The organism is Georgenia subflava, assembly GCF_009193155.1.
Taxonomy (GTDB): Bacteria; Actinomycetota; Actinomycetes; order Actinomycetales; family Actinomycetaceae; genus Georgenia; species Georgenia subflava.
The window spans coordinates 106718-118919 of record NZ_VUKD01000003.1 but is presented as its reverse complement, the minus strand read 5'-3'; the positions used below and the strand labels follow the sequence as shown (position 1 = coordinate 118919).

The 12202-nt window shown below is 72.7% G+C and carries 10 protein-coding genes and 1 pseudogene; 1 reads left to right on the top strand and 10 read right to left on the bottom strand.

The features are described from left to right. Nucleotides 1-63: 63 nt before the first annotated feature. From GD748_RS10675 to GD748_RS10630, 10 genes and pseudogenes are all read right to left on the bottom strand, one after another. Nucleotides 64-1023, bottom strand: a complete 960-nt coding sequence (locus GD748_RS10675) for an FKBP-type peptidyl-prolyl cis-trans isomerase (protein ID WP_152195204.1) — start codon at nt 1021-1023, stop codon at nt 64-66. 100 nt (nt 1024-1123) lie between these two features. After that, entirely contained in the window at nt 1124-2578 is a 1455-nt protein-coding gene (pafA, locus tag GD748_RS10670; protein WP_152195203.1) for a Pup--protein ligase, read from the bottom strand. Then, entirely contained in the window at nt 2575-2766 is a 192-nt protein-coding gene (locus GD748_RS10665; RefSeq protein ID WP_152195202.1) for a ubiquitin-like protein Pup, read from the bottom strand. Before GD748_RS10665 ends, pafA begins: the two co-directional genes overlap by 4 nt. A gap of 38 nt (nt 2767-2804) precedes the next feature. Continuing rightward, a complete protein-coding gene (gene dop, locus GD748_RS10660) occupies nt 2805-4427 on the bottom strand; it encodes a depupylase/deamidase Dop (protein ID WP_152195201.1) in 1623 nt (540 codons plus the stop codon). 157 nt (nt 4428-4584) lie between these two features. Further along, nucleotides 4585-6261 (bottom strand): annotated as a pseudogene (gene arc / locus GD748_RS10655) (proteasome ATPase); the annotation flags it as partial. Between the two features lie 294 nt (nt 6262-6555). After that, on the bottom strand, nt 6556-7071 hold the full coding sequence (locus tag GD748_RS10650; RefSeq protein WP_152195199.1) for a GNAT family N-acetyltransferase: 516 nt from the start codon (nt 7069-7071) through the stop codon (nt 6556-6558). Between the two features lie 4 nt (nt 7072-7075). Next, entirely contained in the window at nt 7076-8272 is a 1197-nt protein-coding gene (locus GD748_RS10645) for a tRNA (adenine-N1)-methyltransferase (protein WP_193312942.1), read from the bottom strand. 65 nt (nt 8273-8337) lie between these two features. Continuing rightward, complete coding sequence (locus GD748_RS10640; RefSeq protein ID WP_152195197.1) at nt 8338-9495, bottom strand: site-2 protease family protein; 1158 nt, start codon at nt 9493-9495, stop codon at nt 8338-8340. Nucleotides 9496-9547: 52 nt separating this feature from the next. Beyond that, nucleotides 9548-10777, bottom strand: a complete 1230-nt coding sequence (locus GD748_RS10635; RefSeq protein ID WP_152195196.1) for an RNA polymerase sigma factor — start codon at nt 10775-10777, stop codon at nt 9548-9550. Further along, the gene (locus GD748_RS10630) at nt 10774-11097 is read right to left on the bottom strand and encodes a YciI family protein (protein ID WP_152195195.1); all 324 of its coding nucleotides are present in this window, start codon (nt 11095-11097) and stop codon (nt 10774-10776) included. Before GD748_RS10630 ends, GD748_RS10635 begins: the two co-directional genes overlap by 4 nt. Nucleotides 11098-11356: 259 nt before the next feature. Here GD748_RS10630 and GD748_RS10625 point away from each other — a divergent pair, with 259 nt between their 5' ends. Further along, a complete protein-coding gene (locus GD748_RS10625; protein WP_152195194.1) occupies nt 11357-11953 on the top strand; it encodes a dihydrofolate reductase family protein in 597 nt (198 codons plus the stop codon). Nucleotides 11954-12202: the final 249 nt, after the last annotated feature.

Genomic DNA, 12202 nt, shown 5'->3' with positions numbered 1-12202 from the left:
CGACCGTCCGCTCGACGGGCTGGCTCCTCACCCCTGGGCGGGGCCCTCCCCCGGGTGGGCTCCTCAGCCTTGAGCGGACTCGTCACCCGAGTCCGCGGTTCCCGCGCCGCCGACCACGGAGTCCTCGTCGCCGCCGGAGGCCGCGAGGATGTCCACCACGAGCACGAGCGTGTCAGTGCCGTGCGCAAGGCCCGGCGGGATGACCAGCAGCACCTGGGAGCCGATCTGCTGGTCCACCAGCCCGGTGCGCAGCCCGTCGATCGTCTCGTCGATGTTGACCGTCTGCGGGACCTTGCCGGTCTCCCACGTCGAGTCGTAGGGCTCGCCGGAGTCCCACTCCACACCGGTGTACTGCACGGTGACGTCCTGCCCCGGTCGCACCTGGGCGCCCTCACCCCGGATCAGCGGGGCGATCACCAGCTCGTCGGGCGGATCGGTGTCCGGCACGGTGATGCTCGGCGCGCCGTCGTCGGCCAGGGTCACGGTCGGCAGGCCCTCGGGGGGCTCGACCGGCTCGCCCCGTGCCCGGGTGTAGCGCACGTCGATGACCAGGACGAGCATCCGCTCCTCGCCGTTCTCCACCACGGGCTGGCGCACGAGCAGCCGGCTGCCCTCCGTGGAGCCGGAGAGCACCGGGTACAGGTCCTCGCCGACGTCCTCGGGGGTGAGCATCAGCGTGCGGGCCACGCCGATCTCACGATCCTCGACCAGCTCACCGTCGTCGCCGTCGTAGGGGGTCAGCGTCAGCAGCACGGGCTCGCCGGACGCGAGCCGGCGCCCGTCGCCCTCGATGAGGGTCTCGACCTCGGACTCCTGCAGCGGCAGCGGCGGGTCGAACGTCACGACCGGCACGGACCCGAAGCTGCCGGAGACCGTGATGTCCTCGCGGGTCTCCTCGTTGCGCACGGGGTCCTCCGTGCAGGCCGCGACAGCGGCCGCGACCGTCAGCGCGGCGACGGCGGCGGCGATCCGTCGTCGGCTCCTGCCCCACGCGCGGCGCGTGCGCTCTCGGTACTGCTCCACGCGGGAAGCCTACGTCGCCCGGCGACCAGTCCGGCGTACCCGCCCACGTGCGTGCCCGGACCGGCGCCGGCGTCGGGACCGGTGCCCGGCCCGGCCACGCTCAGACCTCGAGCGCCGCTATGAGTGCGTCGACGCGCTCGTCCACCGGGGAGAAGGGGTCCTTGAGGACGGCCGTGCGCTGGGCGGCGTCGTTGATCTTCAGGTGCACCCAGTCCACGGTGATGTCCCGACGGCGGTCCTGGGCGGCCGCGACGAAGTCGCCCCGCAGCTTCGCCCGGGTGGTCGACGGCGGGGTCGAGACGGCGTCGGCCACCTCCTCGTCGGTGGTGATCCGGGCCATCAGGCCGCGCTGCGCCAGCGTGGTGGCCAGGCCACGGCGCGGGGAGATGTCGTGGTACGCCAGCGAGAGCCGCGCGACCCGCGGGTCGTCCAGGGCGAGGGTGTGCTTGGCGCGGTACCTCTCGATGAGCCGGGCCTTGACGGCCCAGTCGAGCTCGGTGTCCACCAGGGTCGGGTCCTCGCTCCGCAGCGCGCGCAGCCCCCGCTCCCACAGCTCCAGCACCCGCCGCTGGACTCCGCTCAGCTCGGCCGTGTGCCCGTGGTCGTCGAGGTAGCCGGTGACGCGGGAGTAGAACTCCTCCTGCATGTCCAGGGCGCTCATGCGCCGGCCGCTGGCCAGCTCGACCGGAACCTTCGCGGTGGTGTCGTGCGAGATCTCCCGGATGGCACGCATCGGTTCGGCGAGCGCCAGGTCGCGGACCTTGGCACCGTCCTCGAGCATGCCGAGCAGGAGGTCGGTCATGCCGACCTTGAGCATCGTGGTGGTCTCGGCCACCGAGGAGTCGCCCACGATGACGTGCATGCGCCGGTAGAGGTCGGCGTCGGCGTGCGGCTCGTCGCGGGTGTTGATGATGGGGCGCGACCGGGTGGTGGCCGAGCTCATCGCGTCCCACATCTGGTCCGCGCGCTGCGAGAAGGCGTAGGCGGCCCGCCCGCCCGGCCGGACGCGGATGTGCCCGGCACCGGTGAGCACCTGGCGGGTGATGAAGAACGGGACGAGCGCCTCGCCCATGGCCTGGAAGTCCCGGCGACGGCGGACGAGGTAGTTCTCGTGGCAGCCGAAGGAGTTCCCGGCGGAGTCCACGTTGTTCTTGAACAGGTGGATCGTGCCGGGCACGCCCTCCTCGAAGAGGAGGTCGTTGGCGTCCTCGGTCATCTCGTCGAGGATCATCTCCCCGGCACGGTCGTTGACCACGAGCTGGTGGACGTCGTCGCACTCCGCGGAGGCGTACTCCGGGTGCGAGCCGACGTCGAGGTAGAGACGGGCGCCGTTGCGCAGGAAGACGTTCGACGAGCGCCCCCACTGCACGACCTTGCGGAACAGGTAGCGGGCGGCGTCGTCCGCGGTCACGACGGCGGAGCCGTCGCCGTCGGCCGCAGTCCTGTGGGAGTCACCGTCCTGGACGGCCCCGCTCGCGGCTGCGCCCCGCCCGGTGGGCGGGGCGCAGGTGATGCCGTACTCGGTCTCGACCCCGAAGATCCGCCTGGCGGTCACTGGCCGCCCTTCTGCACGAAGCCCTGCACGAAGGACTCGGCGTTGGCCTCCAGCACGGAGTCGATCTCGTCGAGGAGGCTGTCGACCTCCTGGGTGCGTGCCTGCGCGGCGGCGGCGACGGGCGGGTCGATCGGCTCGGGGCCCGGGTCGTCGCGGCGGGTGGTCCGGCGCTGTTCCTGCTCTGCCATGTTCTGTGTCCCTCCTCGAAGGGGGTAGTGATCCGATCTTAGGACGCCGGTGGCGCGGTGAGGTTCGCGAGCAGCTCGGCGGCGGTGTCCGAGCGCTCGAGCAGTGCCCCGACGTGCTCGCGGGTGCCGCGCAGCGGGTCGGGCATCGGCACGCGCACGAGGTGCTCGTTGCCCGGCACGTCCAGCACCACTGACTCCCAGCTCGCACCGGCGACCTGGCCCGGGTAGCGCGAGACGACCTGACCGCGGAACCAGGCGCGGGTGTCGGCCGGCGGGGTGTGCTCGGCGGTCGCGACGTCGTGGTCGGGCACGAGCCGCTCGACCCGCCCGGCCGCCGCGAGCCGCCCGACGATCGAGCGCTCGGGACGCAGGTCGGCCCACTGCAGGTCCAGCGCGCGCAGCTTGGGGTGGTCCCAGGGCAGCTGCTCGCGCTCGCGCATCCGGTCCAGCAGGCTCAGCTTGGCGACCCACTCCACCTCGGCGGCCGCGCTGGCCGGGTCCGTGGAGAGCCTGTCGAGCACGCCGGCCCACCGCTCGAGCACGTCGGCGGTGGCGACGTCGACCCCACCGGCAGGCGCCGCCTGGTGCACGGCGTCCGCGACGACCTCGAGGTACTCGCGCTGGATCTCCAGCGCGGTCATCTCACGCCCGTCGCTGAGGGTCAGCCGGTGCGTCAGCGTGGTGTCGTGGCTGACCTCCCAGGTCTCCCCCACCGGGTTGGCGACCATCAGCGCGTCCAGGGCCATCGGTACGGCGTCGTTCTCCAGCAGCCACAGCACCAGCGAGGTGGTGCCCATCTTCAGGTAGGTGGAGACGTCGAAGAGGTTCGCGTCGCCGCCGATGACGTGCAGCCGCCGGAACGCGGAGGCGTCGGCGTGCGGCTCGTCGCGGGTGTTGATGATGGGCCGGTTGAAGGTGGTCTCCAGGCCCACGTCGTTCTCGACGTAGTCGGCGCGCTGAGACATCTGGAAGCCCGGGACCTGGCTGCGCTGCCCCAGCCCCACCCGGCCGGCGCCGCAGAAGATCGGGCGGGTGACGAAGAACGGCGTGAGGTAGCGGATGATGTCGCCGAAGTCGACCTCGCGGCGCACGAGGTAGTTCTCGTGGGTGCCGTAGGCCGCGCCCTTGCCGTCGACGTTGTTCTTGTACAGCACCACGTCCGGCAGCGCGCTGGTGGCGTGCAGGGCGTCCATCGCGCCGCGCATGACCATCTCACCGGCCCGGTCCCAGCGCACCGCGTCGAGGGGGTTGGTGACCTCGGGGCTGGAGTACTCGGGGTGGGCGTGGTCGACGTACAGCCGCGCCCCGTTGCTCAGCACGGCGTTGTTCGCCGTGGGGAGGGCGAGCTCGGCGGCGCTGGGCCGGCGCACGCTTGTGGTCCGGACGCCGTCGTCCTCGGCGGGCGGGGCCGGGTGCGCGGGGTCGTCGGTGAGCTGGGAGGGGTGCGCGGCGGCACGGTCGAGGCGGAAGCCGCGCGCGTCGGCGAGCGGGTCCTCGCCGGCGTAGTCCCAACGCACGTGCCCGCCGCGACCGGCACTGCCGGGGTTGGCGGCGTAGGCGGCGACGACGTGGGCCGACAGCACCATCGGGTTCGCGTCGGGGTTGCCGGGCTCGATGAGCCCGTACTCGGTCTCGATGCCCATGGGGCGGTGCACGCTCACGCGATCCTCCCGCTCACAGGTAGCCCGCGGCGGGCGTGATGGTCTCGATGCCCTCGGCGTCGATCGCGCGGCCGGGCCCGGAGGTGACCGGCTCCCCGGCAGGCACGGACCCGTTGTGCCCGGTGGCCGGCGCGCGGACGCCGGCGGCGGACGGGTCGGCGCGGCCGGTGCTCAGGGTTCGCAGGTAGGTGATCCGCTCGCCCTTCTTGCCGCTGACCCGGGCCCAGTCGTCCGGGTTGGTGGTGTTCGGCAGGTCCTCGTTCTCGCGCATCTCGGCGGCGAGCGCGCCGAGGAGGTGCTCGGTGCGCAGCCCGCGCCCGCCGGAGGCGAGCAGGTCCTTGATGGCCCGCTTCTTCGCGCGGTCCACGATGTTCGCGATCATCGCGCCGGACGCGAAGTCCTTGAAGTGCAGGACCTCCTTGTCGCCGCCCGCGTAGGTGACCTCGAGGAACTCGTTCTCCGGGCCGTCGTCGTACAGGGCGCCGACGACGGTGTCGATCATCGCGTCCACCGTCGCGGCCGGGTCGCCGTCGTGGCGGGCGAGCTCGTCGGCGTGCAGCGGCAGCTCGGTGGTGAGGTACTTGGCGAAGATCTCCCTGGCGCCATCGACGTCGGGCCGCTCGATCTTGATCTTCACGTCGAGGCGGCCCGGGCGCAGGATGGCCGGGTCGATCATGTCCTCGCGGTTGGACGCACCGATGACGATGACGTTCTCGAGCTTCTCGACGCCGTCGATCTCGCTGAGCAGCTGGGGCACGATCGTGGTCTCGACGTCGGACGAGACGCCGGTGCCACGCGTGCGGAACAGCGACTCCATCTCGTCGAAGAAGATCACCACGGGGATCCCGCGGGCGGCCTTCTCGCGGGCGCGGGCGAAGATCACCCGGATCTGCCGCTCGGTCTCGCCGACGTACTTGTTGAGCAGCTCGGGGCCCTTGATGTTGAGGAAGTAGCTGCGCGGCGACCCCTCGCCCGCCTCGCGCGCCCCCGGCTCGTGGCCGAGCGCCTCGTGGCCGACAGGCTCACGGACGCCCGCGTGCGCGACCCGCTCGCCGCGCTCGGTGCGCCGGGCCTCGGCGGTGGTGGCCAGCGAGGTGGCCACCGCCTTGGCGATGAGCGTCTTGCCGCACCCGGGCGGGCCGTAGAGCAGCACCCCCTTGGGCGGCTTGAGGCCGTGCTCGCGGTAGAGCTCGGGGTGCAGGAACGGCAGCTCGACGGTGTCGCGGATCTGCTCGATCTGTGGGCCCAGGCCACCGATGTCGGAGTAGTCGGTGTCCGGGATCTCCTCGAGCAGCAGCTCTTCGACCTCCGAGCGCACGACCCGCTCGGAGACGAAGCCGGTGCGCATGTCCGCCGTCAGGGCGTCGCCCACGCGCACGTTGGTGTTCAGCAGCGGACCGGCCAGGCGCATGACGCGCTCGTCGTCGCTGCGGGCGAGGACGAGGACGCGGTCGCCGTCGAGGACCTCCTTGACGGTGACGATCTCGCCGGTGGTCTCGAAGGTGCCGGCGCCGACCACCAGGAGCTGCTCGTTGAGCCGCACCTCCTGCCCCGGGCGCAGGGCCCCCAGCGGCACCGCGGCGGAGACGGCGACGCGCATCTTGCGCCCGCCGACGAAGACGTCGGCCTCGCGCTCCTCGAGGTGGCCGGCGAGGAAGGTGCCGTAGGAGCCGGGCGGCTGGGAGACGGAGTCGAGCTGGTCCTGCAGCTGCACGAGCCGCTGACGGGCGGTGTCGAGCGCCTGGGCGAGCCGTTCGTTCTTGCTCGCCAGCGAGATGGCCTGCTGCTCGAGCTCGCGTGCGCGTGCCTCGCTGAAACGGTCGGCCTCTGCCATGACGGTCCCTTCCTCGGTACCGATCCAGCCTATGCCGCACCGCCGACGGCGCACCGGGGGCGTCCACGTGACGGTGCTCTCAGGACAGCGAGCTCGTGGCCGGCCCGCACGGTGCGGCGTCCTGGCTGCGCCTCGCCCATCGCGTCACACCTGCTGTTCCCTCCCGACACCTGCAGTCGCGCCCGCAGGTGTGCCGGCGCGGACCGCAGGTTTCGGCGCGAGCCGCAGGTTTCAGCGCGGGCAGCGGGTTTCAGCGCCATCGGCGCTGTTCGTGTCTCGCCCGGTCCGGGCGCCCTACCGGTCGGACGCCGTGATCGTGAACTGGCGGTAGTACGTCGGGCGGTCGAGGTACGTCCCCGCATCTCCCCGGCCCGTCTCCCGCATGCCGAGGCGTCGAAGGATGCGGACCGAGCGTTCGTTGGCGTCGTACGCCTCCGCCCAGACCTCGTCGAGGCCGAGCTCACGAAATCCCCAGGACAGGCCGGCAGCAGCCACGCGGACACCGAGCCCACGTCCCCAACGCTCGCGACCACCGACGGTGAACCCGAGCTCACGACGCCCCGGCTCGTCACCGTGCAGGTCGACGTAGCCCACGAGCTCGGCCTCGACGACCGCGGCAAGGCGGATCAGGCCTGCGGGCGGCGTCCGGGCGACGTGCTCCCAGAAGTCCACATGCCGCTCGACGGACAGGCCCACGGTCCAGTCCGCCTCGCGGCAGAACTGGGGGTCGGCGGCCCAGGACCCGATGACGTCGGCATCGCGCACGAGAAGGGGGCGCAGCGTCACGGTCGGCGCCGTCGGTTCGGTCACGCCGTCACGGTCCCGCGACGTCGGGGCTCGCCGGCGTCACCGCCGTCGGGGCGTTCGCGGGTGAAGGCGCGACCGGTGCGCCCGCGCCGCCCGTCGGCACGTCCGGCGGGGCGGACGGGCCGGACGAGGACGGCGTGACCGGGGCGCCCGTGCCCGACGGCCGCGAGCCCGGCCGGCTGGCCATGCCGCTCTCCTCGATCTCGGCGCGGCGGGCGATGTCGCGACGGACCCGGCGGACCTTCTTGTCCGAGATGACCCGCTCGCCGACGTCCTCGGGCGACCAGTCGCCGTCGGCCGGGTACGCCCCCTTCGCGGGACGGCGGGTGCGCTGTGGCGGGGTGTTGCCGGGGGCGAGGCGCCGGGTGGTGACCAGGAAGCCGGTGTGGGCGATCATCCGGTGGTCCGGGCGCACGGACAGCCCTTCGAGGTGCCAGGTGCGCACCATCGACTCCCACGCGTGCGGCTCGGTGAAGCACTCGGTGGCCCGCACGTCCTCGGCGAAGCGGCTCAGCTGGGTGGCGGTGGCGACGTAGGCCACGAGCACGCCGCCGGGGACCAGGGCGTCCGCGGCGACCTCGAGGTTCTCCCAGGGGGCGAGCATGTCGAGGACCATGCGGTCGACCGTGCCGGGCTCGACGGCGCCGGGCAGCACGTCCGCGAGGTCGCCGACGCGCACGTCCCACGCCGGGTGCGTTCCGCCGAACCAGGACTCGACGTTGCCGACGGCGATCTCGGCGAAGTCCTCGCGGCGCTCGACCGAGAGCAGGCGGCCGCGCTCCCCGATCGCGGAGAGCAGGCTCATGCTCAGCGCCCCGGAGCCGACGCCGGCCTCGACGACGCGGGCGCCGGGGTAGATGTCGCCCATCTGCACGATCTGGCCGGCGTCCTTGGGGTAGACGACGGCGGCGCCGCGCGGCATCGAGAGCACGTAGTCGCTGAGCAGCGGGCGCAGGGCGAGGAGCTGGTGCCCCGTGGCGGTGGTCAGCACGGTGCCCTCGGGCTTGCCGATGAGCTCGGTGTGCCGGAAGGAGCCGCGCTGGCTCTGGAAGTAGCCGTCCGTGGTGAGCAGGATGGTGTGCAGGCGGCCCTTGGTGTCGGTGAGCTGCACCCGCTCCCCCGCCCGGAGCGGTCCGCGCCGCCGGGCGGGGCCGCCGGGAAGGTCGGTCGCCGCGTCGGGAGCGTCGTCGGCGGGTGAGGTCACGGCGTCGGTGGCGTCGGTCTCGGCGGTTGGCTGGGCGTCGGGCTCGCTGGTCACGACGGGCGAGTCTACGTTCCGCGGATCCCCATGGCGCGCGCCACCGCCGCCACCTCGACGACGCCGAGCACCTGGACGCCGTCGTGCAGCACCACGGCCGGTCCGTGACGCTGGGCCTTGGCCACCGCGGCGACGGCGGACGGGCCGGTCAGCGGCGCGACGACCTGCTCGGGCGCCAGGGTGCGGGCGACGGACCCGAGCGAGGTGGTGGCCCGGTGCTCGGGCGGCACGGCGGCGACGGCGGAGGGATCGAGCATGGCCACGGGCCGGCCGGCATGGACGAGCACGACGGCGGCCCCGCCGCCGGAGAGGACCGTGTCGGCCGCCGCGAGGGAGGCGGTGGCGTCCAGCACGACGGTCGGCACGGCCAGCGAGCGCAGGTCGACGGCGGCCGCGGCGCGCTGCATGCCGGCGCCGCGCAGCGCCTGGCTGGCGCCGGCCCAGAGGAAGGAGCCGAGCAGGACCACCCAGATCACGCTGGTCAGGTCCGGACGGCCGCCCCGCAGCATCGGCACCACGAGGAACCAGAGCAGCACGCCGATGACGACGACGCGGCCACCCCAGGCGGCGACCACCGTGCCGCGGGCCCGGTCGCCGGTGATCTTCCAGACGAGCGACTCCAGGACCCGGCCGCCGTCGAGCGGCAGCCCGGGCAGGAGGTTGAACGCGGCGACGATGCCGTTGGCGATCACGGCAGCGAACAGCACGAGCCAGGCGGTGATGTCGAGCCGGTCCAGGCCGACCGTCTCGAGCACGAGCCAGGCGAGGCCCGCCAGGGCGGCGTTGGCGGCCGGGCCGGCGATCGAGACGAGGGCCGAGGAACCAGGCCCCGGCAGCTCCCGGTCGAAGGCGGTGTGGCCGCCCCAGAAGGTCACGACGTACTCGCGTGCGCGGGCGCCGAGCGGTGCGGCGGTGAGTCCGTGCGCGAGCTCGTGGACGAGCACCGAGACGAAGAGCATGACGACGAACGCCAGCGTGGTGAGCACGACCGTGCCGGTCGGGGCGCGCGGCACATAGCTGGAGACGACCGGGTAGTACAGCAGCACCAGCACGGCGGCGATGAGCAGCCACGACGGCGCGAGCACGACCGGGACGCCGCCGACCCGGCCGATCACCCAGCCCGAGGAGGTTCGCATGCCCAGGCGGGGCCGGTCGGTGGCTTGGCTCATCGTCCCAGCCTATGCGGGGCAGGCGTCGACCCGGCCCCGCCCTGTGCGGGCGCTACCCCAGCTGGTCGCGGCGGCGCGTCAGGTAGGCGATCTCGGCGGTGTTGCCCGCCAGCTCGATGGCCCTGTCGTACGCCGCGCGCGAGCTCGTGCCGCGGCCCAGGCGGCGCAGCAGGTCGGCGCGCGTCGCGTGGTAGGCGTGATAGCCGGCCAGCTCGTCCGCGAGCTCGTCGACGGCCGCCAGGGCCGGCTCCGGGCCGTCGAGCTCGGCGACCGCGACGGCCCGGTTGAGGGCGACGACCGGCGAGGGGTCGAGGCGGACCAGCTGGTCGTACAGGGCGAGGACCTGCGACCAGTCCGTGTCACGTGCGTCGCGGACGGAGGTGTGGACGGCGCTGATCGCGGCGAGGATCTGGTACCGCCCCGGCGCCACGTGGGCGGCCAGCCGCTCGCGCACCAGCTGGTGCCCCTCGGCGACCAGCTCCGTGTCCCAGGTCCCACGATCCTGCTCGCCGAGCGTGACCAGCTCGCCGCTCGCCGATACCCGGGCGGTGCGGCGGGCCTCGGTGAGGAGCATCAGTGCCAGCAGCCCGGCAGCCTCACCGTCCTCCGGCAGCTGGGCACGGATCAGCCGAGCGAGCCGGATCGCCTCGGTGGTCAGCTCCTGACGCACGGGATCCGTGTCGGGGCCGGTCGCCATGTAGCCCTCGTTGAAGACGAGGAACAGGACGGCGAGCACGCCGGAGATCCGTGCGGGGAGCTCCTCCGCGGACGGCACCCGATAAGGGATGCGAGCGGCCCTGATCTTCGCCTTCGCGCGCGTGATCCGCTGCCCCATGGCGGCCTCCGTCACCATGAAGGCGCGGGCGATCTCGGGCACCGTCAGCCCACCGACCATGCGCAGCGTCAACGCCACGCGGGTCTCCATCGCGAGCGCCGGGTGGCAGCAGATGAAGATCAGCCGGAGCCGCTCGTCGGCGATCGCGCCGAGAGGCTCCGGCGGTTCGTCGTCGTGCAGCAGCTGAGCCTCTCTCTGCTTGCCGTCGCGCTTGTTCTCGCGCCGGATGCGGTCGATGGCCTTGCGGTTGGCAGTGGTGGTCAGCCAGGCGCCGGGGTTGGGAGGCACGCCGTCGGCCGGCCACCGCTGGACGGCGGTCGCGAACGCCTCGGCAGCGGCCTCCTCGGCTATGTCCAGGTCACCGAAACGCCTGGTCAGTGAGGCGACCACCCGGTGCCACTCCTCGTGGTGGACCCGTGTGATCGTCTCTTGGACGTCGACCTTCACCGGAACGGTCGCACCTCGATCTTCCGGTTGCAGGCCTTCGACCCCTCGGCAGCGAGCTTGAGGGCGACGTCGAGGTCTGCCGCCTCGAGGATCCAGAAGCCGGCGAGGTGCTCCTTCGACTCCAGGAAGGGACCGTCGGTGACGATCGCCTCCTCGCCGCGGTTGTCGATGACGGTGGCCGAGCTGGGCGCCGCGAGGCCACCGGCGAAGACCCAGTGGCCGTCCGCCTCGAGCCTGTCGTTGAAGGCGTTGATGGCCTCCATCTCGTCCGGGGTCGCGAGGCCGGCCGTGTCGTCGATCACGGAAACCAGGTATTGCATCTGTCGTTCATCTCCTTGGGTTCGGCCCTGGTGAGGAGCCTCTCACTCCTGCTACGAACGCCGCTGCCCGGATCCGACACCAAGCTCCTGGTGATCCTCACGCCTGCTGCCGGGACATGGGCAGTCATCGGACCGCCCGGGTTTGGCGGGTCGTCCGGAGGCGGTTCGTGGGTCGAGGCATTTGTCGGATCGTCCGGATGCGGTTCGTGGTGGGGGTAGATGGCGGTCATCGGGACCGCCCGGAGCTGAGGAGCATCGGATGACGAACGTCGTCGCAATCATGTCCATGTCGCTCGACGGCTACGTCGCAGACACCGACGACGGCGTGGCCGAGGTGTTCGACTGGTACTTCACCTCGGGGGATGTCGAGGTCCACACCGGAGGGTCGGACCCGATGACGTTCAGGGTGTCCGAGTCAAGCGCCGAGCACCTTCGAGGACTGTGGTCCGAGCTCGGCGCGGTGCTGACGGGTCGACGCACTTTCGACGTCGCCCAGGGCTGGGGCGGGAACCACGCCTGGGGACCAGCATTCGTCCTCACCCACCACGTCCCCGACGGCTGGCCGCGTCCCGGCTCGACCGTCCACTTCGTCACCGAAGGCATCGAGGACGCGGTAGCGCGGGCGAGAGCCGCCGCCGGTGGGAAGTCCGTCGGCGTCCACGGGGCGGACACCATTCGGCAGTGCCTCGACGCCGGCCTCCTGGACGAGATCCACGTCGACATCGCGGCGGTGCTTCTCGGCTCCGGCATCCGGCTCTTCGACAACCTCGCTCGGACGCCGGCCGCCCTCGGCAGCCCCACAGTTGTCCCGGGCAACGGCGTCACCCACCTGCGCTACCCGGTGCACCAGGCGTAGTCAGCCGCCGACACGGCTCGAGCGGACGCCGTCGCCGACGCCCACCCTCATGGAGCAACGGGGGCACTCGGCGACGTCGCCCGCCGCGGCGACGAACCCGTCGAGGTTCTGCGGCGTCGCCCCGCCGTGGCGACGCATTCGCCCGCGGTTCCGCGGCGTTGCCCGCCGTGGCGATGCACCCGAGGTTCCGCATCATGCACAGGTGTGGCGCGGTTGACCGCCGGTGTCGGCGGGCGAGGTTAACGTGAG